This is a genomic window from Prauserella flavalba (assembly GCF_003202235.1).
GTDB classification, from domain to species: domain Bacteria; phylum Actinomycetota; class Actinomycetes; order Mycobacteriales; family Pseudonocardiaceae; genus Prauserella_A; species Prauserella_A flavalba.
This window is the reverse complement of the sequence record NZ_MASU01000001.1, coordinates 113,698-134,210: the sequence shown is the minus strand read 5'-3', so window position 1 is coordinate 134,210 and position 20,513 is coordinate 113,698. Positions and strand designations below refer to the sequence as shown.

Here is a 20,513-nt window from a genome sequence, read left to right as displayed (position 1 = left end):
AGAATCCCCATGTCCTCCCGTCCCCGCTTCGTCGCGCTCGGCGCGGCGGCACTGCTCACGCTCTCGCTCACGGCCTGCGGTTCGGACTCCGAGTCCGCCGACGCGGCGACGTGCCCCGGCGGCACGATCCGGTTCGGCGTCGAGCCCTACGAGGACCCGGCCAAGCTCACGCCCGCCTACCAGGTGCTGGCGAAGGCATTGCAGACCACTTTGGACTGTCCGGTGGAGCTGAAGGTGGTCGACGACTACTCGGCCGAGGTGCTGGCGATGCGCAACGACCAGCTGGAGATCGCGCAGTTCGGCCCGCTCGGCTACGTCTTCGCCAGCCAGCAGGCCGGCGCGGAGCCGCTGGTGTCCTTCGCCGACGCGAACGGGAAGCTCACCACCTACACCGCGGGCATCTGGGTGCCGAAGGACTCGCCGATCAAGACCGTCGCCGACCTGCGCGGCCGTTCGCTCGCGCTCGGCGGCGTCGGCTCCACGTCGGGCGACGCGCTGCCGCGCTACGCGCTGCGCGAGGCGGGGTTGAAGGACTCCGACGTGAAGATCGACTACGCGGGCGGGCATCCCGAGGCGCTGCTCGCGCTCACCAACGGCAAGGTGGACGCCGCCCAGATCAACAGCCAGCAGCTGGCGACCGCGAAGGCGGAAGGCAGCTTCGACGAGTCGAGGTTCGGGCAGCTGTGGAAGTCCGAGCCGATCCCGAACGACCCGATCACCGTGCGCGGCAACCTCGACCCGGCGTTCAAGGAGCGCGTGCGCACGGCACTGCTGGAGCTCAGCCCGGCCGATGTCGCGAAGGTCGGCGCTTTCCTCGACGTCGACCCGCCCGGCCCGCTCGCGCAGGTCGACGAGCAGACCTACCAGCCGCTGTTCGAGCTGGCCTCCACGCTCGGACTGTCCGAAGGGGACGTCTGAGGCATGGCGGCGCTGGAGATCAGGAAGCTCACCAAGTCGTTCGCGGGGCGGCCGGTGCTCACCGGGGTCGACCTCCAGGTGCGAGCGGGCGAGTTCGTGGCGGTACTCGGCGCGAACGGGTCGGGAAAGTCCACGGCACTGCGCTGCGTGGTGGGCTTGGAGACGCCGGACGCGGGCGAGATCCACACCGAGGGCAGGTCCGCGATGGTGTTCCAGAAGATCCACCTGGTCGGCAGGCGTACCGCGCTCGACAACGTGTGCGCAGGCGCGCTGGGCGGGCTGCCGCTGCACCGCTCCGTCTCTCCCCTGCTGTTCCCGCGCGAGCTGCGAGAGGAGGCGATGCGCTGCCTCGACCGCGTCGGACTCGCCGACCGCGCGGGGGAACGCGCCGGGCGGCTCTCCGGCGGGCAGCAGCAGCGCGTCGCGATCGCCCGCGCGCTGTGCCGGCGGCCCAGGGTGCTGCTCGCCGACGAGCCCGTGTCCGCATTGGACCCGAGCGCGGCCGAGCAGGTGATCACGCTGCTCGCCGACCTGGCGAGCGAGGGCCTGGCCGTGGCGGCGGTGCTGCACCAGCCGCAGCTCGCCCGCTCGGCCGACCGGATCGTCGGCCTGCTCGGCGGGCGCGTGGCGTTCGACGGACCGCCGGGGATCGTGTCCGGCTCCGACGTCGACGCGCTGTACCTGCCGGAGAGGACCGCCGCATGACCGTGACGACTCCTGCCCCGCCGCGGCGGCGATGGCCGTCGCCGCTCGCGCTCGGGATCACGGCCGCGGTCGTCGCACTGCACGTGTTCGCGTGGAACGCCACGGGGTTCTCGCCCGCCGCGCTCGTGCAGGGCGCCGATGGAATCGCCGACTTCTTCGCCGAGGCGCTGCCACCGGATCTCACGTGGGACACGGTGCTGCGGCCGAGCCTCGAGGCCGCGCTGGTCACCCTCGGCATCGGGCTGCTGGGCACCACGTTCTCGGTGCCGTTCGCGCTGGTGCTCGCGCTGCTCGCCGCCCGCGCCACCACGAGCGGATCGGCGGCGTACCAGGCGGCGCGCTCGGTGCTGTCGTTCCTGCGGTCGGTGCCGGACGTGGTGTTCGCACTGATCTTCGTGACGGCCGTGGGCCTCGGGCCGTTCGCCGGGGTGCTCGCGCTCGTGTTCCACAACACCGGCGTGCTGGGCAAGCTGTGGGCGGAGGCGATGGAGGAGACGGACCTCGGCCCGCGCGACGCGCTGTGGGTGCATGGCGCGAGCCGGGTGCAGGTCGCCGCGCACGCCGTGCTGCCGACGGCGTTGCCGCAGCTGGTCGGCCTGCTGCTCTACCGCCTGGACGTGAACGTGCGCTCGTCGCTCGTGCTCGGCCTCGTCGGCGCCGGCGGCATCGGCTTCCTGATCAACCAGTCGATCAAGCTGTTCCGCTTCGACGAGATGGTGACCCACATCCTGGTGGTGCTGGTCCTCGTGATCGTGGTGGACCAGCTCTCGGCCCTGATCCGCCGCCGCATCGGAGCCTGACCAACGCTCCCCAAGGCCACCTTTGTTGCGTTGAGCGCACCAAAGGTGGCCTTGGGTGCGGTTGTCACTCCGCGTGGGCGGCGTGGACCAGGCGGGCGTAGGGGCCGTCGGCGGCGAGCAGGTCGGCATGGCTGCCGAGTTCGGTGACCCGGCCGTCCTCCACCACGGCCACGCGGTCGGCCGAGGCGGCGGTGTGCAGCCGGTGGGCGATCGCGATCACGGTCCGCCCCGCGAGCACGTTCGCCAGCGTCCGCTCCAGCTCCCTTGCCGACGACGTGTCCAGCAGCGACGTCGCCTCGTCGAGCACCAGCGTGTGCGGGTCGGCCAGCACCACGCGCGCCAGCGCGAGCTGCTGCGCCAGCGCAGGGGGCACCGCGTGCGCTCCCGTGCCGAGCTTCGTGTCCAGCCCGTCCGGCAACGCCATCGCCCACTCCCGCGCACCCACCGAGCCGAGCGCGTCGAGCAGCTCCTCGTCGGCCCACCCGTCGCCCGGCCGCCACCCCCCATCGAGGCGCTCCGCGCCGCTGTGCCTTCCGCCGTCGCCCGGTAGCACCAGGTTCTCCCGCAGTGTCCCGCTGAACACGTGCTGCTCCTGCGTCAGCAACAGCACCTCGCCGCGCAGCACGTCGTCCGGCAACGTCGACACCTCGACGCCGCCGATCGTCACCGAGCCGGCCGTCGGCGCCGCGATACCGGCGAGAAGCCTGCCGAGCGTCGACTTGCCCGCCCCGGAAGGGCCCACCACCGCGAGCCGCTGCCCGCGCGGGATGCGCAGGTCGATGCCGTGCAGCACCTCCCGACCCGTTCCGTACGCGAACCGCACGTCGCGCAGCTCGATGTCCCTGCCACGTGGCGGGGTCCCCCGCTTCGGCTCAGGCCGCGTCCGCACGCCGAGCACCCTCCGCAGCGCCGTGCCCGCGACGGCGAAGTCCTCGACCCACCACAGCAGCTCGTCCACAGGGGACGCCAGCGCCTGCACGTAGAGCACCATCGTGGTGATCGTGCCCAGCGCGACCAGGTCCTGCGAGTACGCCCAGCCGCCGAGCAGCAGCATGGCCGCGACGGGCAGCGCGTGCGACAGCTCGAGGAACGGCACCCACCGCAGCTGGAGCCTCCGCAGCCTGCGCTCCCCGCTCAGCGCACCCTGCAACGCGCGTTCGCCGAGGCGGACCCGGCGTTCGACCAGCCCGAGGGCCTCGGCCGTGCGCGCGCCCTCGACGGACTCGTGCGTGCCCGACTGCACGCCTGACCACGCGTCGAGCATCCGCTCGATCGTCTTCGGCGAGCGACGCCAGTACCACCGGGTCGGGAAGAACAACACGGGCACCGACACCAGCAGGCCCAGTGCCAGCAGCGGCGAGGTGACGATCATCGCCGTCACCGTGAGCGCCACGGTGATCGCCGCGATCGTGATCTCCGGTACCGCGTTGCGGGTGGCGTTGTCGATGCGCTCGACATCCGAGGTCGCCCTGCTGAGCAGGTCACCCGTGCCCGCGGCCTCGACCGTGCCGAGCGGCAGGCGCAGCGACGCGGCGACGAACTCCTCCCGTGTCGAGGCCAGCACCCGCTCGCCCAGCACGCCGGTGCGCACGCGGGCCGCCCGCTTGAGCCCGGCCTGCACCAGCAGCACCGCCAGGAAGCCGAGCGCCAGCAGGTCGATGCCGATCGTGTCCGAGCCGCGGGCGACCTCGTCCACCAGGTAGCCGAGCAGCTGCGGGCCCGCGAGGCCGGCGATCGTCGCCAGGCCGAACAGGCCGATCGCCCACAGGAAGTCGGCCCTGTTCTCCCGGAACGTCGTCCGCGCCCACGTCCTCGCGTCCGCCCTCGTCGCGAGGGGAAGCTTCAGCTGCACCTCGTCACCACCTCGTCCGCGACCGCGGCCCAGAGCGGGCTCTGACTGAAGACCACGGTCGTCCTGCCGCGCCGCAGCGTCGCGACTCGCTCGCTGATCCGCGCCTCCGTGTGCGCGTCGACGGCCGAGGTCGGCTCGTCGAGGATCAGCACGTCCGCGTCGGTCGCGAGTGCCCGCGCGAGACTGAGCCGCTGCCGCTGCCCGCCGGAGACCTCCCTGCCGCGCTCGCCGATGCGCTCGGCGAGTCCGTCGGGCAGCGCGGCCACGACGTCGTCCGCGTCCGCCGCCCACAGCGCCGTCTCGACGGAGACGTCCCCCGGCACGTCCGGGGCGACCTCGTCGGCGAGCACGCCGGAGAACCACAGGTCCTGGTTGTGCGCGTACACCACGCGCTCACGCAGCTCGGCCAGCGCGACGCGCTCGACGGGAACGCCCGACAGCAGCACCGGCCGCCGCGCGTCGGTGAAGCGCGCGAGCCGCGACGCGAGCTCCTCGGCCCCAGCGCCGACGTCCACCACGGTGAGCTTGCCCGCGACCGCCGTGAACCCGCTCTCGGCGTCGTGCGGTTCGAGCGGGCCCTCCGGCAGCCGCACCGGCTCCGACGGCTCCGCGAGCAGCGGGCGCAGGCTCAGGAGCCGGCACGCCTTGCGCGCGGAGACGTAGGCCGAGGCCCAGACGCCGGTGCTTTCCGTGGTGGTGCTCACCGGGATCACCAGGAACGCCGAGGCCCCGTAGAACGCCACCAGCTCGCCGACGCTGATCGTGCCCGCGACGGCCAGCCGCGCGCCGAGCCACGTGATCACCACGGTGACCAGCCCTGGCAGCAGCACCTCGGCCCCGGTGAGCCACGACTCGCTGCGCGCCACGTCGACGCCCGCTCTGCGCACGCGCTGGCTCGCCGTGCGGAAGCGGCCGAGGAACTGCCGCTCGCCGCCGATGCCGCGCAGGATCCGCAGGCCGGAGACGATGTCGGAGCCCAGCGCGTTGACCGCCGACAGCTCCTCGCGCTGCGTGTCGAGCTTCCGCTGCAACGGCGCGATGAGCGGCCCGATCCCGGCCACCGCCAGCGGCACGCCGACGAGCGCGACGCCGCCGAGCAGCGGCGAGTACGTCAGCAGCACGATGCCGACCGTGAGGAACGCCACGATCGAGCCGACGACGCGGCCGATCACCTCGAAGCCGTAACCGATCTTGTCGATGTCGGCGGACGTGATGGCCAGCACCTCGCCCGAGCTCGCCTGCTCGCGCAGCGAGGCACCGAGGCGCGTCGTGTGCGTGGACACCAACCGCTGCGTGGTCGAGGCTCCGTGCATCCACATGCCCGCGGAGAGGAAATCCATCGCCCCGCCGAAGACGGCCTGCGTCACGCCGATTCCGAGCACGAGCACCGCGAGCCACACCAGCCTGGCGGTGTCGCCGCCCGCGATGCCCCCGTCGATCGCGGCGCCGACCACGAGCGGCAGCAGCGCGCCGGGCACCAGCCACAGCGCGCCGAACACCATCGCGGCGGCAGCCAGCCACGGGCGGCCGCGCAGCATCGCGCGCAGCAGCCTGCCCGGCGTCAACCGCGAGGGGAGCCGGATGCCGGGAGCCGGATAGGGCGTTTCGGACACGTCGCTCAACGTTACGAACGACCTGCGGCGATGGCGACCGAATTTCGCCTTGTAGCCTGGTGACGTGGCCCCATCTCACGTCGACACGCCCGCCATCGACACCACCGCACGCGCAGCAGAGACCCCGGACCTCCCTCAGCCGTACGTCGAGCTCGGCCTCGCCGACGACGAGTACGCGCGCATCAAGGAGATCCTCGGCCGCAGGCCCACCGAGGCCGAGCTGGCCATGTACTCGGTGATGTGGAGCGAGCACTGCTCGTACAAGTCGTCGAAGAAGCACCTCTCCTACTTCGGCAAGACCACCACGCCCGAGATGCGCGAGAAGATGCTCGCGGGCATCGGCGAGAACGCCGGTGTGGTCGACGTCGGCGACGGCTGGGCGGTCACGTTCAAGGTCGAGAGCCACAACCACCCGTCCTATGTGGAGCCTTACCAGGGCGCCGCGACCGGCGTCGGCGGCATCGTGCGCGACATCCTCGCGATGGGCGCGCGCCCGCTCGCCGTCGCCGACCCGCTTCGCTTCGGCCCTGCCGACGCGCCCGACACGCGGCGCGTGCTGCCCGGCGTGGTGGCAGGCATCGCCGGGTACGGCAACTGCCTCGGCCTGCCGAACATCGGCGGCGAGGTGGTGTTCGACGAGAGCTATGCGGGCAACCCGCTGGTGAACGCGCTGTGCGTCGGCGCGATGCGGGTGGAGGACCTGCATCTCGCACACGCCTCGGGCACCGGCAACAAGATCATCCTCTTCGGTGCGCGCACCGGGCTCGACGGCATCGGCGGCGTGTCCGTGCTGGCGAGCGACACGTTCTCCGGCGACGAGACGGCCGGCGGCCGCAAGAAGCTGCCGAGCGTGCAGGTGGGCGACCCGTTCACCGAGAAGGTGCTCATCGAGTGCTGCCTCGAGCTGTTCGCGAAGAAGCTCGTGGTCGGCATCCAGGACCTCGGCGGCGCCGGGCTGTCCTGCGCCACGTCCGAGCTCGCCGCCGCCGGTGACGGCGGCATGTACATCGACCTCGACCAGGTTCCGTTGCGGGCCAAGAACATGACGCCGGCCGAGATCCTCTCCAGCGAGTCGCAGGAGCGGATGTGCGCGGTGGTCGCTCCGTCCGATGTGGACGCCTTCATGGCCGTGTGCGCGAAGTGGGACGTGATCGCCACGGAGATCGGTGAGGTCACCGACGGCGACCACCTCGTCATCACGTGGCGCGGCGAGACCGTGGTCGACGTGCCACCGCGCACCGTCGCCCACCAGGGCCCGGTCTACGACCGGCCGTACGCCCGCCCCGCCGGGCAGGACACGGTGCAGGCGAACACCACCGACTCGCTCGCGCGTCCGTCCACTCCGGACGAGCTGCGCGACACGCTGCTGAAGCTCGTGTCCTCGCCGAACCTGGCGTCGAAGGAATGGGTCACCCAGCAGTACGACCGGTACGTGCGTGGCAACACGGTGCTCGCGCAGCCCGCCGACTCCGGCGTGATCCGGATCGACGAGTCGACCGGTCGTGGCGTGGCCGTCGCGACCGACTGCAACAGCCGCTTCGTCTACCTCGACCCGTACGCGGGCACGCAGCTCGCGCTCGCCGAGGCGTACCGCAACGTCGCCACGAGCGGCGCCATGCCGGTGGCGGTCACCAACTGCCTCAACTTCGGCTCCCCGCGCGACCCGGGCGTGATGTGGCAGTTCGAGCGCGCGGTGCACGGTCTTGCCGACGGCTGCGCGCAGCTCGGCGTGCCGGTGACCGGCGGCAACGTGAGTTTCTACAACCAGACCGGCGACACGGCGATCCTGCCGACGCCGGTGGTCGGCGTGCTGGGCGTGATCGACGACGTGACGCGGCGCATCCCCACCGGCATCGGCAACGAGGCCGGCGAGACGCTGCTGCTGCTCGGCGAGACCCGCGACGAGTTCGGCGGTTCCGCGTGGGCACACGTGATCCACGGGCACCTCGGCGGGCTGCCGCCGAAGGTCGACCTCGAGCGCGAGCGGCTGCTGGCCGAGATCCTGGTCGCCGGTTCGCGCGACGGCATGATCTCCGCGGCACACGACCTCTCCGACGGCGGGCTCGCGCAGGCGCTCGTCGAGATGGTCCTCATCGGACAGTGCGGTGCCAGGGCGATCCTCGCCGACGACCAGGACCCGTTCGTGCAGCTGTTCTCCGAGTCGGCGGGCCGCGTGCTGGTGGCCGTGCCGCGCAGCGAGGAGCTTCGGTTCACGGAGATGTGCGACGCGCGCGGCCTGCCGTGGCGTCGGGCCGGTGTCGTGGACCCCGAGGCGGGCGCACTGGAGATCCAGGACGTCGCGACCTTCGGTCTCGACGAGCTCAGCACTGCGTGGGAGGGCACGCTCCCCGCGCTCTTCGACTGAGGATCAGGCGCGGCGAAGCTTCGTGGTCTCGTCGCGCTGCTCCTCGGCGAGCCAGCCCTCCGGCGGTTCGACGTCGTCGTGGAACGTGGTGCCGCGCAACGTGAACGCGTCGCCGAACGTGGCTTCCGCGAACCTCGCCTCGCCGTGGAACGTGGCGTCCTTGAAGTTCGCCTCGGCCTCGAACGCGGTGCCGGTGAAGTCGGCCAGCGAGTTGAACGTGGTGCCGCTGAACCACGCCCGCTCGCGGAAGGTCGTGCCGGAGCAGCGGAAGCGGCCCGACAACCTGCCGGTGCCCGTCGTCGCGGCGGTGAACCACACGGGCCCGGTGAACACGCAGCCGCTGAGGTTCGTGCTGCTGTGCAGGTAGGTGTAGCGCAGGATCACGCTGCCCATCCGGCGGCCGGACAGGTCGAGGTACTCCAGCGCGGCGCCGGTGAGGTCGAGGTCGTAGGAGGGCCGCCCGGTGTCGTCGTGCGGCGGCAGGAGGTCGTGGATGAGCCGCTGCGCGGTGAGCCGCACCTGGAGTTCGCGCTCGGCCTCGGGGTCCTCGGGGTTGGGAGTCTTGCCGAAGCGCGGGTGCGTGAACGGCCTGCGCAGGTAGGCGCACAGCACGTCGAGCACCGTCTGCGTGTAGCCGGCCCTGCTGCGCGCGAGCCCCGCGAGCGCGTGCATCGCACCCACCCTGACCTGGTCGGCGTCGTTGCCGAGCAGCTCGACGGAGCGGGCGAAGCGCTCGTCGGAGATCCGGTTGGTCTCCAGGTCGTGGCGGCGCCGCTCGATCTCCTGGCGGGCCTCCTCGACCCGGCGACGTCGGTCGTTGAGCCACAGCGCGTAGAGCGCCACCACCGAGGCGCCGGCCAGGCCACCGGTGCGGAGCGCGTCGCTGCGGGAGGTCCGGCTGTCGGTGAGCAGCCAGATGCTGATGCCGAGCAACAGCACGACCGCGATCGCGATCGTGCCGAACAAGGGAGACCGGAATCCCGACCGCAGCCGCTTCATGGCAGCGAATCTAGGCGATCAAGCTCCTCGCCGTGGGCACGTTGGGCCAACAGCAACGCGCCGGCGCTCACCAACGCCAGCAGCGCCGAGCCCACGAACACCGGGGTGTAGCCGAAACCGGCGACGGCGACCCCGGCCAGCGCGGGTCCCGCCGCCCGCGCCCCCACGACGAACGCGGCCAGCGCACCGTTGATCCGGGCGTACTGTCCCGGCCCGTAGTAATCGGCCACGAGCGTGCCACGCAGCAGCTCGGCCAGCCCGTAGCCGAGCCCGAAGAGCACCACGAACGCGACGATCGACAAGGTCGCCGCCGGGCCGTGTCCCGAGGTCGTCAGCGGCAGCGCGATCGCCACGCCCTGCGCGGCGAAGAGCGCCGCGCCCGCCCTGTGCTCGGGAACCCAGCGGCGCAGCGCGGTCACCAGCACCCGGCCGGTCACCTGGAACAACCCGACGCCGCCCGCCGCGAGCGTCGCGAGCCCCAGCGGGTAGCCGCGTTCGGTGAGGTAGGCGACCAGCACCACCGTCACGGCCAGCTTCGCCGCGGTGCCGCATACGAAGCACAGGGTGAGCCTGCGGAATGACGCGCTGCGCAGCACCGCCCGCCGGGGCGGCTCCGGCGCGGTCTCGTTCGGCGGCGGCGGTCCGTCGGCACCGTCGGGGTGCAGGCCGAGGTCGGCGGGGTGCCTGCGCAGCAGCAGGCCGTGGACCGGCAGCGTCACCACGGCGGTGATCACCGCGAGCGCCAGCAGCGCGTCGCGCCAGCCGAGCCACGACACGAGCACGCCCGTCAGCGGAACGAACACCGCACTGGCGAGCCCGCCGAAGATCGTGAGCACCAGCACCGCGCGGGCCCGGTCGCGGGCGAACCACACCGCCGTCACCGCGAACGCCGGTTCGTACAGGGTCGTGGCCATCGCGAACCCGCCGAGCACGAAGACGACGAAGAACATCGGCAGCGAGTCCACTTGCGACCAGCCGAGGAGCATGAGCACCGCACCCGCGCTGCCCACGGTCATCACGCCCCTCGGCCCCCGCGTCTGCAGCACCCGCCCCACGGGAACGGCGAGCAGGCCCGACACCACGACGCCCGTCGCGTAGACCGCGTTGAGCCAGCCCACTGACCAGCCGAGCTCCTCGCGCATCGGCACGACGAACACCGAGAACGCGTACACGAGCACGCCCCACGACACCAGTTCGGTGGCACTCAGCCCACCGACCTGGACCCACCCGTAGAACGGAGTGCGCCCGCTACGACGCCCGCGCTCCGCCTTGTCAGCCACCGCGATCCCCGCTCGCGACGCAAGGATCCATCAGAGGGGGCCAAGGCTCCGCTGGAGCAGCACGGTGTCCAGCCACTTCCCGTGCTTGTGGCCGACCCGCCGCAGCCTGCCCGCCTCGGTGAAGCCGCGCCTGCCGTGCAGTGCGAGCGATGCCTGCTCGCCCGAGTCGGAGACCACGGCGATGACCTCGCGGATGTCCGCCGCCGCGCAGCGGGCCAGCAGCTCGTCCAGCAGCGCGCCGCCGAGGCCGCGGCCGTGCGCCCACGGCGCGAGGTAGATCGAGTCCTCCACGGTCCGCCGGTAGGCGGGCCGGGTCTTCCACGGCGTGCAGTACGCGTACCCGGCGAGCCTGCTCTCGTGTTCGGCGACGAGGAACGGCAGGCCCGCGGCGGTGACCGAGGCGAAGCGGCGCTGCCACTCCTCGGCGTCCGGCGCCTCCAGCTCGAAGGTCGCGACGCTACCGGTCACGTAGTGGGCGTAGATCTCGGCGATCGCGGCCAGGTCGGTCGTGACCGCGTCCCGGATGACCCTGGATTGCACTATAGGAGAATTGGCCACTACTATAGTGTAGATGGATCTGGGCGCGCTTGGCCAGCGCATTCAACGGCTTCGCCGCGAGCGGAGCCTGACGCTGCAGGAGCTCGCCGAGCAGTCAGGCGTCAGCGTCAGCATGCTGTCGGCGGTCGAGCGGGGCGGCAAGGCGCCGACCGTGGTGGTGCTCGACCGCATCGCGGGCGGGCTCGGCGTCCGGCTCGCGGTGCTCGTCTCCGAGCCCGAGGCCGAACGCGTGATCGTGCGCAGAGCCGCTGAGCAGGACGTGGTCGACGAACCGGGCGGCTGGCAGCGCACCATCCTCACCCCGGTGGTGCCCGGCGTGAACTTCGAGTGGATCCGCTCCACGCTCCCGCCGGGCTGCACGCCGGGGAGCTACCCGGCCTACGCGCCGGGCTCGCACGAGTTCATCTTCGTGGAGTCCGGCTCCGTCGAGCTGACGATCGACGGCGAGCGCACGGTCGCCCTGGGCGAAGGCGACTCGATCTACCTCGCCGCGGACGTCACGCTGGAGTACGCCAACCGCTCCGCCGAGCCGTGCACCTACTACGTCGCCGCGCTGATCATGCGCCCGCGCGACGCGGGTACCCGCTTCACGACGTGAAAGAGGCCGGCCCCGCACAGGGGACCGGCCTCTTCCTGAGCCGTTCGTCAGAGGAAGATCAGGCTGACGCACCAGCCGGTGCCGTCGAAGTTGTCGGCGTTGATCGAGCCGTCGATCGTCTCGCCGTCGATCGTTCCGGTGAGCTTGGACTCGACGTAGTACTGCGAGCCCTCGGCCGGGCCCGCGCTCAGGTTGGTGTCGCCCTGGGTGGCCCTGTCGATGTCGGACTCGTTGAGGCTCATCGAGTCGGCGCACATCACGGCCTCGGCGCCGGCCTTGTCACCGTTGTTGAGCGCGTCGACGAACTCGCCGATCACCGGGTCGGCGTCGGCGACCGCGCTGTCCCCGCTCGCGATGCCGGTCGAGTCCGTGGAGTCGGTCGAGTCGGTGGAGTCCGTGGAGTCGGACGAGCCGCCTTCCTCCATCGAGACGCTCGCCCAGCACCACTTGTCACCGTCCTTCGTGAGCTCGGCGCTCGCCGGGTAGGTCGAGCCCGCGGCGGTGATCGTCGCCGTCGCCGTGGCCGAGTTGCCGTTCTCGGTCACCTCACCCAGCTCGGCGCTCTCGACAGAACTGACGTAGCCGATGATCTCGTCGATGTCGGCCTCGGCGTCCGCGCACTTCATGCCGGAGAGCGCGGCGCTGTCCTGGTTGTTCAGACCGTCGATGATCTGCTGTGCGAACGCCTTGGCGCCGCTATCCTGCTGCTGGCTGTTGCCGGCGGCGTTGGTGTTGCCGCCCTTGTCCTCGTCGTCGCTGAGCAGGAAGCCCGGCGCGACGAACGCCGTGATCACGAACGCGATCACCACGACGGCCGCGGCCGAGAGCCCGACGATCAGGCCCGTCTTCTTCTTCGGCGGCTGCGGGCCGTAGCCGCCGCCACCGGGGTAGCCGTATCCCTGCTGGTAGGCACCCTGCTGCTGGTAACCGCCCTGCTGCGGGTAGCCCTGCTGCGGGAACGAGCCCGACTGCGGATAGCCGCCTTGCTGGGGGTAGCCGCCGGTCTGTGGGTAGCCGCCCTGCTGCTGGTAGCCGCCCTGCCCGTACGGATCGGGCTGCTGGCCATAGGGCTGCCCGGGCTGAGGTGGATACGTCATGGGCCAAACCTTCCGTCGCTGCGGCGCCCCCAGTGGTGCGCTCCGGTCCTCGGACGCGCTGCCGGAAGGTGTGGTTCCCCCAGGTCATGCGTTCGATCAGAGCGCATTGTGCCTGGTGATCGTTCTTCGCGCACCAGGAGGCTCCCGATCCGTTGCGGGATCGGGAGCCTCACCGGTGTCGCCGGGTGCCGCTCAGCCGGTCGCGAGTACCCGCAGGCGGTCGTACGCGCCGTTGAACGAGTTCTGGTCGATCGGGCTCGACGTGTACTGCCAGAACGTGTGGAATCCCCAGCCATTGGGCAGTGTGCCGACCGACGACGCGTAACGCGCCACCCAGAGCGGAACCGTGTCGCCGAAGCTCTGCGCGGTCCCGACGCACTGGTTCCACCAGCTCGTGGACGTGTAGATCACGGGCCAGCGGCCGGTACGCGCGTGGTAGGTGTCGTGGAAGTCACGGATCCACGCCGCCATCGCCGACTGGCTCTTGCCGTAGCAGGTGGAGCCGTACGGGTTGTACTCCATGTCCAGTGCGCCGGGCAGCGTCTTGCCGTCGGCCGACCAGCCGCCGCCGTTGTCCACGAAGTAGTTGGCCTGTGCCGCGCCGGAGGAGCGGTCCGGCAGTGCGAAGTGGTACGCGCCGCGGATCATGCCGACGTTGTAGGAGCCGTTGTACTGCTGGGCGAAGTACGGGTTCTCGTACCCCGTTCCCTCGGTCGCCTTGACGAAGGCGAACCGCTTGCCCTGCCCCCACCAGTAGTTCCAGTCGACGTTCTGCTGGTGCCCGCTGACGTCGATGCCGGGCACCGTCGCCTGCGCCCGCACGCCGTCGGAGTTGACGCCCTGCGGTCGCAGGGCCGCCCGCTTGCTCGCCTCCGTCGAGTGATCTCCTTCCGCCTTCGCGATCTGGGAGCCCATCGGGTGGTCGTACTTCTCGACGTACTCCGCGACCGGCATTCCGTCGATCCGGCTCGGCGCGGCGTCGCTCTTGGACGGAGCGGCACCGGCAGGGGTCAGCGCGCCGAGCAGGAGCGCGCCGGCCGAACCGACGGCGGCGGCGGTGACGGCCCGCCGCCAGATTCTTCGTGCAGTGGACATGAGAAGCATCCCTTCACGATTAACAATTGCCCTCGCTGCCGGGCGGCTCACTGCAGGTAGCCGCCCGGGCGTTGATTGTTATCGCAGGATGCCTGCTTTGTCACTAGTTGGCATGAAATAACCGCTACAAGTGGGTGATTTGCGGGTGAAATCGCGGGCCCTGGGTGATGGCGAAAGCCCCGTTCGCCGCCTTGCGGTGGGTCATCCGGTGGCCAATGCGGTGAGCTGTCCCGGCCCGCCGTTGAAGAAGTTCTGGTCGCCAGGCAACTTGCCCGAGTCGGAGAACTGCCAGATGCTCTGGAAGTCCCAGCCCGCGGGCAGCTCGCCGATCTGGGGCGCGTAGCGGGCGAGCCAGAGCGGGTTGGTCCTGCCGAACACGGGGCTGTTGCCGGTGCACTTCTTCCACCAGCTCGTCGACGTGTAGATCATGGGCGTGCGGCCGGTGCGTGCCTTGTAGGCGTTGGAGAAGTCCCTGATCCACGCGACGATCACCTTGGGCGAGCGGTTGTAGCACGCCTCGCCGTACGGGTTGTACTCCATGTCGAGCGCGCCGGGCAGCGTTCGGCCGTCCCTGGTCCAGCCGCCGCCGTGGTCGACGAAGTAGTGCGCCTGCTTCGCTCCGGTGGAGATGTCCGGCCTGGCGAAATGGTATGCACCACGGATCATGCCCGCCGCGTAGGAGCCGTTGTACTGCTGGTTGAAGTGGTCGCTCGTGAACCCGGTGCCCTCGGTGGCCTTGACGTAGACGAACTTGGCCCCGGCCTTGGTCGCCGCGGGCCAGTCGACGTCGCCCTGCCAGCCGCTCACGTCGTGACCGAGCACGTTGGCCCCCGCCGTGTAGGAGTCGGGCGACGGGGCTCCGTGCACGCCCTCGTGCTTCGCGATCTGCGAGCCGGCGTGGCGCTGCTCGGCGCCGCGGTAGTCGGGCTTTTCCTGAGCGGGGGCGGCCACGCTCCCGTAGGTCAACGTGCTCGCCACGATCATCGCGACAACCGAACCCGCCAGCGTATTGCGGCACCTGTGAGAACTGCGACGCTTCACGCCGACACCCGCCCCTTCGTGCGACTCCCCGTTCAGGCGTCACCTTGCCTGGACTAGGCGCTCCGCGCGAACCGGGTGTCACCCGCCAGAGTGGACTCAGCGCTCCTGCGAGAGTGCGTGCTCGAGGTGCTCAGCAGGCACGACGGCGGTGACGACGTCGTGCGGATTGATCACCAGTGCGTGGCCGCCGAGCAACTCGACGATGTCCCTGCCGAGCACGGCGCGGGCGTGCGGCCATTCGGCGGGCACGAGCGACTTCGTGGTGTAGGCGGGCACCATCACGCGGCCGTCGGTGTTGTGGAAGCCGATCACGGTGCGCTGCACCGGAGAGATGGCGTAGACGAACAACGTCGAGTCGAGCACCACCGGCGGCAGGTCCTCGGCTGGGCGGTGCTTGGTCCGCACGAGCTGCAGCAGCCGTTCGAGCTCGTTCGCCGGCTCCGGGTAGCCGAGCGCCTTCGGCGAGGGCCGGTACCGGTCGTTGGGGTGGAAGTCCTCGACGATCTCGCCGCCCGCGTTCACCGGGTAGGCCCCCACGACCGCCCAGGACGGCACGCTTCCGTTGGGGTCGAAGGCTTCGTCGATCACGTAGAGCCAGCTGTTCGGGTTGGCCCTGGCGTTGGCGCGCATCTCCCTGGTGATCTTGGGCTTCTTCTTCAGCGCGGATTCGTTGGGTACCAGCCGGTCTGCCTCATCCCGCTGCGTCATGTGCGATCCCCACGTTCCTGCCGTGCCGTTTTTCGTTCTTGGCGTTCACTCTACTGTTGAAGCATGTCCAGTTCGCGTACGGTCGACCCCGCTGAGTTACGAGCCGCGCTCGCGGAGATCGCGGATTGGCTGACCCGCTCCGGCGCGGAACCGGCGAGGCCGAAGCTGGCCGCCGCGGTGCGGCTGAGCCTGCGCACGCTCGCCGCCGTGGCCCCCGGCCGCAGTGTCGAGGTGCGGGTGCCGCCGTTCGCGGCGGTGCAGTGCGTCGAAGGTCCCCGGCACACGCGCGGCACACCGCCGAACGTGGTCGAGATGGACCCGCGAACCTGGCTGGAGCTCGCCACCGGGCGTCTACAGTGGAGCGACGCGCTCGCCGGCGGCAGGGTCACCGCCTCCGGCACGCGCGCCGATATCTCCCACTGGCTCCCGATCGCGCGGCTCTAGCCCGACCCCCTCTGCAGTGAAGGCCACCATGCCTGCGTTCAACGCAGTGAAGGTGGCCTTCACTGCGTTGAACGCAGGCAGGCGCGGGCGCTAGGGCTTGCGGCCGACGCCGCCCGCGATGCAGTACTGCACCTGGTTCAGCGGCTTGAGCCGCGGACCGTCGGGGTACCAGTCGGCGCAGCGGATCACGCCAGGCGTGATCAGCTCCAGCCCGTCGAACAGCTGCTCGATCTCGGCGAGGGTGCGGAAGGTGCCGGAGCCCATCGGGCTGTGCCGGAAGACGTCCTCCATCTTCCTGGCGACGGGGCTGTGCTCGTCCTCCGGATCGAGGAAGTGGCTGATCACCACGTAGGAGCCGGACGGCAGCGCGTCGATGTACTCCTTCATGATCTCGGCTGGCTTCTCGGCGGGCCCCTCGTAGTGGTGCAGGGTGCCGAGCTGCAGGAACGCCACCGGCTCCGAGAAGTCGATGTGCCTGCGCACCGTCTCGTTGGAGAGGATCTCCTTCGGCTGGAAGATGTCGGCCGCGGCGAAGTGGGTGTTCTCGTTCTCCTCGAGCAGCGCCCTGCCGTGCGCGAGCACCACGGGGTCGTTGTCGATGTAGACGACCCTGGCGTCGGGCTTGATGCGCTGGACGACCTGGTGGATGTTCTCCGCGGTGGGCAGCCCCGACCCGCAGTCGAGGAACTGCTGGATGTCGGTCTGCAGTGCCAGGAACCGGCAGCTGCGGATCAAGAAGTTGCGGTTCTCGACGGCGAGGTCCTGCGCTTCGGGTGCGGCCTTCTGCACCCCGCGGAAGACCTCCCGGTCGATCTCGTAGTTGTCCTTGCCGCCGAGAAACGCGTCGTAGACGCGCGCGATGCTCGCCCTCGTGGGGTCGACGCCGACGGGGACACGCTCGGACTGTGGCACTGGGCCTGGCATGGGGAACCTCACAGCGCAGGGTTGGTTGGTCGCGGGAGCTGAACGTAGAGTAGGGGCTCGTGCCCTCCCGGTAAACGGCGGTGTCTTGACTGCCCGGCCGTGGTCGGTACTTTGAGTGGTCGGGCGAATTCCTCGGGTACGATGGCGGGTCTTGAGCAGGGGCGGCGATGAGAGGGTTGGGTCCGGGCGATGGCTGCGATTGAGGGTGCCGCCGGCGAGCAGTCCGCCGGTCCTACCGCTCGTCGCATGATCCTGGGCGCTCAGCTGCGCAGGCTGCGAGAGCAGGCCGGCATCAGCAGGGCCGACGCCGGCTACCACATCCGCGCCTCCGAATCGAAGATCTCCAGGCTCGAGCTCGGCCGGGTCGGCTTCAAGGAACGCGACGTCACCGACCTGCTGACCATGTACGGCATCGGCGACGCGGAAGAGCGCGCCAGCTTCCTCACGATGGTCAAGCAGTCCAACAACCCGGGCTGGTGGCAGAAGTTCAACGAGTACATGCCCAAGTGGTTCGACGACTACGTGGGACTCGAGGAGGCCGCCGCCCGGATCCAGACCTACGAGCTGCAGTTCGTGCCCGGTCTGCTCCAGACCGAGGACTACGCGAGGGCGATCGTCACCCACGGCCTGCCGGAGACGGCGAACGAGGCCGCCGAGGGCAGGCTCGCGCTGCGCATGCGCCGCCAGCGGCTGTTGTTCCGGCCGAACGCGCCGCGCCTGTGGGCCGTCATCGACGAGTCGGTGCTGCACCGGCCCATCGGCGGCCGTGACGTGCTGCGCAAGCAGCTCGACCAGCTCCTCGAGCTCACCAAGATGCCGCACATCACGCTCCAGGTGGTGCCGTACGAGCGCAGCGGCTACGCGGCCGAGGGCGCGTTCACACTCCTGCGGTTCTCCGAGCCGGAGCTGCCGAACATCGCCTACATCGAGCACATCGCGGGCGGCCTCTATTTGGACCGCCCTGACGAGATCGAGCTCATCGGCCGATCACTGGACCGGCTCGCCGTCGACGCCGAAACACCCGATCGGTCACGGCAGATGCTGCTCAAGGCGCACGCAGCCGCGTAGTTCCCGACCTTCGCGTTCACCCGAAAGCGGCTCGTCCTTCCTTCGGCGAACTTGAAGATGCACGTGCATTCACACCTGCATCCGCCCGTGCTACCGTGAGTGCACAAGTGAATGCACGTGCAGATGCATCCTCCAGGTGTAAGTCGGGAAGGTGAGGATCATGGCGGAGGCGATCCGGAACGGGATCTCTTCGGAGCTGCTGACCGAGGCGGCTTGGCGAAAGAGCAAGTACAGCGGTGCGATGGGCAACTGTGTCGAGGTGGCGCCGCTGGCCAACGGGCAGATCGCGATGCGTAACTCCCGGGACCCCCACGGCCCTGCGCTGGTCTACACGCGCGCCGAGATCGAGGCATTCCTCGCGGGAGCCAAGGACGGCGAGTTCGATGACATGGTCGCGTGAGACGACGGTCGAGGACGTCCTCGGCGAGCTGATCGAACGGGGCTACCGGTTCGTGCACCCGCGGAACGAGCAGGGCGAGATCATCACCGTCGTCGGCGTCCGCGCGCACGGCACCGTGATCGACATCGTCAGGCTCGACGCCGAGGACGACGTCCTCGCCATGCGCATGCCCGGTGACGAGCAGAACATCCTCGCCCCCGAGACCATCCTCTGGAAGCGGTCGGGCGCCATGCACACCGTGGTCGCCGACCTGCTTCGCCTCGCGGACGACGACTTCGCGCCGCGGGCCGAGAGCGAGACCCGTGGCTGCTGGGTACCCAGCGGTCGCGCGGGCCGCGCGAAGTGGCTCGTAGCCACCGCGTGACGCTCGGTTGTTGAGCGCTACATCACCGAGTCGGGCCGCCTCCGGCCACCTACACTGGAGGCGGCCCGTTCTCGTACGCAGGGAGCCTTTCGGTGCACACCGACCAGTCGTCCACTGGGGAAGCCACCGGCGATCAGCTCGAATCCGAACCTCGCGAGGAATGCGGCGTGTTCGGTGTCTGGGCGCCAGGTGAGGACGTCGCGAAGCTGACCTACTACGGCCTGTACGCGCTGCAGCACCGCGGGCAGGAGGCCGCCGGGATCTCGGTCTCGGACGGCAACCAGATAGTCGTGTTCAAGGACCTCGGCCTGGTGAGCCAGGTCTTCGACGAGCAGGTGCTCTCCTCTCTGCAGGGGCACATCGCCGTCGGGCACTGCCGTTACTCCACCACCGGCGGCGGCAGCTGGGAGAACGCCCAGCCGACCTTCCGCACCACGCCGACGGGCTCCGGGCTCGCACTCGGCCACAACGGCAACCTCGTCAACACCCACGAGCTGCACGAACGCGCCCGGGAGCTCGGCGTCGTCGGCAAGAACGGCGCCACCACCGACTCGGACCTGATCAGCGGGCTGCTCGCGGAGGCGGCCGCCGACAAGGGCATCGAGGCCGCCGCGATGGAGCTGCTGCCCACGCTGCGCGGCGCCTTCTGCCTCACCTTCGCCGACGAGAACACGCTCTACGCGGCGCGCGACCCGCACGGGGTGCGCCCGCTCGTGCTCGGCAGGCTCGAGCGCGGCTGGGTCGTCGCGAGTGAGACCGCGGCGCTCGACATCGTCGGCGCCTCGTTCGTCCGCGAGGTCGAGCCCGGCGAGCTCATCGCGATCGACGCGGGCGGGCTGCGGTCGTCGCGCTTCGCCAACCCGGAACCCAAGGGCTGCGTCTTCGAGTACGTCTACCTGGCCAGGCCCGACACCACGATCGCGGGCCGCAGCGTGCACGCCACGCGCGTGGAGATCGGCAGGCGGCTCGCCGAGGAGCATCCCGCCGACGCCGACCTGGTGATCCCGGTTCCCGAGTCCGGAACCCCCGCGGCGATCGGCTACGCGCAGGCCTCCGGCATCCCCTACGGCTCGGGCCTGGTGAAGAACGGCTACGTGGGCCGCACGTTCATCCAGCCGTCGCAGACGATCCGCCAGCTCGGCATCCGGCTCAAGCTGAACCCGCTGCGCGAGGTGATCCGCGGCAAGCGGCTCGTGGTCGTGGACGACTCCATCGTCCGCGGCAACACCCAGCGCGCGCTCGTGCGGATGCTGCGGGAGTCGGGCGCGCTGGAGGTGCACGTGCGCATCGCCTCGCCGCCGGTGCGCTGGCCGTGCTTCTACGGCATCGACTTCGCATCAAGGGCCGAGCTCGTCGCCAACGGGGCCGACCTCGACGGCATCCGGCGCTCCATCGGCGCCGACTCGCTCGGCTACGTCTCGCTCGACGGGCTCGTCGCCGCGTCGGAACAGCCCAGGTCACGGCTGTGCGCCGCGTGCTTCGACGGCGAGTACCCCATCGAGCTGCCCGACGACGCGCTCATCGGCAAGCACCTCCTGGAGAGCCTCTCCGGCAGTAACGGAACGACCGCGTCCTCCCTGACCGTCAGCCCGGCGGGGTACGGTGCCGAGGATGCCGTTCGGCGTCCCTAGGGCGCTGCCCTAGCCGTTTCGAGCTTTCAGGATCAGGGATGGAGTCCGCTTCC

General features: G+C 70.5%; 20 protein-coding genes. 10 read left to right on the top strand and 10 right to left on the bottom strand.

What is annotated here, in order from left to right; translation table 11 throughout:
- The first annotated feature begins 9 nt into the window (after positions 1-9).
- The 3 genes from BA062_RS00695 to phnE are packed head-to-tail and all read left to right on the top strand — an operon-like array spanning position 10 to position 2,423.
- Positions 10-918, top strand: coding sequence for a phosphate/phosphite/phosphonate ABC transporter substrate-binding protein (locus BA062_RS00695; RefSeq protein ID WP_110334046.1), 909 nt, complete (start codon positions 10-12; stop codon positions 916-918).
- Positions 919-921: 3 nt separating this feature from the next.
- Positions 922-1,623, top strand: coding sequence for a phosphonate ABC transporter ATP-binding protein (locus BA062_RS00690; protein WP_110334045.1), 702 nt, complete (start codon positions 922-924; stop codon positions 1,621-1,623).
- Complete coding sequence (phnE, locus tag BA062_RS00685) at positions 1,620-2,423, top strand: phosphonate ABC transporter, permease protein PhnE (protein ID WP_110334044.1); 804 nt, start codon at positions 1,620-1,622, stop codon at positions 2,421-2,423. Before BA062_RS00690 ends, phnE begins: the two co-directional genes overlap by 4 nt.
- A 64-nt stretch (positions 2,424-2,487) precedes the next feature.
- Here the strand turns inward: phnE and BA062_RS00680 are convergent, their stop codons facing one another.
- The gene (locus BA062_RS00680; RefSeq protein WP_110334043.1) at positions 2,488-4,275 is read right to left on the bottom strand and encodes an ABC transporter ATP-binding protein; all 1,788 of its coding nucleotides are present in this window, start codon (positions 4,273-4,275) and stop codon (positions 2,488-2,490) included.
- Positions 4,266-5,813, bottom strand: a complete 1,548-nt coding sequence (locus BA062_RS00675; RefSeq protein WP_110334322.1) for an ABC transporter ATP-binding protein — start codon at positions 5,811-5,813, stop codon at positions 4,266-4,268. The genes BA062_RS00680 and BA062_RS00675 overlap by 10 nt, the downstream gene beginning before the upstream one ends.
- Positions 5,814-5,952: 139 nt before the next feature.
- Here BA062_RS00675 and purL point away from each other — a divergent pair, with 139 nt between their 5' ends.
- On the top strand, positions 5,953-8,253 hold the full coding sequence (gene purL, locus BA062_RS00670) for a phosphoribosylformylglycinamidine synthase subunit PurL (RefSeq protein ID WP_110334042.1): 2,301 nt from the start codon (positions 5,953-5,955) through the stop codon (positions 8,251-8,253).
- A gap of 3 nt (positions 8,254-8,256) precedes the next feature.
- Here purL and BA062_RS00665 read toward each other — a convergent pair whose 3' ends face one another.
- Genes BA062_RS00665 through BA062_RS00655 form a run of 3 tightly spaced genes read right to left on the bottom strand, consistent with a single transcriptional unit; the run spans position 8,257 to position 11,072 of the window.
- Complete coding sequence (locus BA062_RS00665; RefSeq protein WP_110334041.1) at positions 8,257-9,252, bottom strand: pentapeptide repeat-containing protein; 996 nt, start codon at positions 9,250-9,252, stop codon at positions 8,257-8,259.
- Positions 9,249-10,532: an MFS transporter gene (locus tag BA062_RS00660; RefSeq protein ID WP_110334040.1), complete on the bottom strand. Its 1,284-nt coding sequence runs from the start codon at positions 10,530-10,532 to the stop codon at positions 9,249-9,251. The genes BA062_RS00665 and BA062_RS00660 overlap by 4 nt, the downstream gene beginning before the upstream one ends.
- A gap of 30 nt (positions 10,533-10,562) precedes the next feature.
- Positions 10,563-11,072, bottom strand: coding sequence for a GNAT family N-acetyltransferase (locus tag BA062_RS00655; protein WP_245959615.1), 510 nt, complete (start codon positions 11,070-11,072; stop codon positions 10,563-10,565).
- A gap of 31 nt (positions 11,073-11,103) precedes the next feature.
- On the opposite strand from BA062_RS00655, the gene BA062_RS00650 reads away from it, so the two are divergent.
- Complete coding sequence (locus BA062_RS00650) at positions 11,104-11,688, top strand: helix-turn-helix domain-containing protein (protein ID WP_110334038.1); 585 nt, start codon at positions 11,104-11,106, stop codon at positions 11,686-11,688.
- A 47-nt stretch (positions 11,689-11,735) separates the two neighbouring features.
- Here the strand turns inward: BA062_RS00650 and BA062_RS40165 are convergent, their stop codons facing one another.
- The 4 genes from BA062_RS40165 to BA062_RS00630 form a co-directional block, all read right to left on the bottom strand.
- Entirely contained in the window at positions 11,736-12,785 is a 1,050-nt protein-coding gene (locus BA062_RS40165; RefSeq protein ID WP_210406719.1) for a hypothetical protein, read from the bottom strand.
- 192 nt (positions 12,786-12,977) lie between these two features.
- Complete coding sequence (locus BA062_RS00640; protein ID WP_110334037.1) at positions 12,978-13,880, bottom strand: lysozyme; 903 nt, start codon at positions 13,878-13,880, stop codon at positions 12,978-12,980.
- Between the two features lie 201 nt (positions 13,881-14,081).
- A complete protein-coding gene (locus BA062_RS00635) occupies positions 14,082-14,864 on the bottom strand; it encodes a lysozyme (RefSeq protein WP_110334036.1) in 783 nt (260 codons plus the stop codon).
- Positions 14,865-15,017: 153 nt separating this feature from the next.
- Positions 15,018-15,629: a type VII secretion system-associated protein gene (locus BA062_RS00630; RefSeq protein ID WP_110334035.1), complete on the bottom strand. Its 612-nt coding sequence runs from the start codon at positions 15,627-15,629 to the stop codon at positions 15,018-15,020.
- A 63-nt stretch (positions 15,630-15,692) separates the two neighbouring features.
- On the opposite strand from BA062_RS00630, the gene BA062_RS00625 reads away from it, so the two are divergent.
- The gene (locus tag BA062_RS00625) at positions 15,693-16,073 is read left to right on the top strand and encodes a sterol carrier family protein (RefSeq protein WP_110334034.1); all 381 of its coding nucleotides are present in this window, start codon (positions 15,693-15,695) and stop codon (positions 16,071-16,073) included.
- A gap of 90 nt (positions 16,074-16,163) precedes the next feature.
- Here the strand turns inward: BA062_RS00625 and BA062_RS00620 are convergent, their stop codons facing one another.
- Positions 16,164-16,997, bottom strand: a complete 834-nt coding sequence (locus BA062_RS00620; protein WP_110334033.1) for an SAM-dependent methyltransferase — start codon at positions 16,995-16,997, stop codon at positions 16,164-16,166.
- Positions 16,998-17,186: 189 nt separating this feature from the next.
- Here BA062_RS00620 and BA062_RS00615 point away from each other — a divergent pair, with 189 nt between their 5' ends.
- From BA062_RS00615 to purF, 4 genes are all read left to right on the top strand, one after another.
- Positions 17,187-18,065: a helix-turn-helix domain-containing protein gene (locus BA062_RS00615; RefSeq protein WP_110334032.1), complete on the top strand. Its 879-nt coding sequence runs from the start codon at positions 17,187-17,189 to the stop codon at positions 18,063-18,065.
- Between the two features lie 160 nt (positions 18,066-18,225).
- Positions 18,226-18,465, top strand: a complete 240-nt coding sequence (locus tag BA062_RS00610) for a DUF397 domain-containing protein (RefSeq protein ID WP_110334031.1) — start codon at positions 18,226-18,228, stop codon at positions 18,463-18,465.
- A complete protein-coding gene (locus BA062_RS00605) occupies positions 18,449-18,829 on the top strand; it encodes a hypothetical protein (RefSeq protein ID WP_110334030.1) in 381 nt (126 codons plus the stop codon). Before BA062_RS00610 ends, BA062_RS00605 begins: the two co-directional genes overlap by 17 nt.
- A 92-nt stretch (positions 18,830-18,921) precedes the next feature.
- A complete protein-coding gene (gene purF / locus BA062_RS00600; protein WP_110334029.1) occupies positions 18,922-20,460 on the top strand; it encodes an amidophosphoribosyltransferase in 1,539 nt (512 codons plus the stop codon).
- The last annotated feature ends 53 nt before the right edge of the window (positions 20,461-20,513 follow it).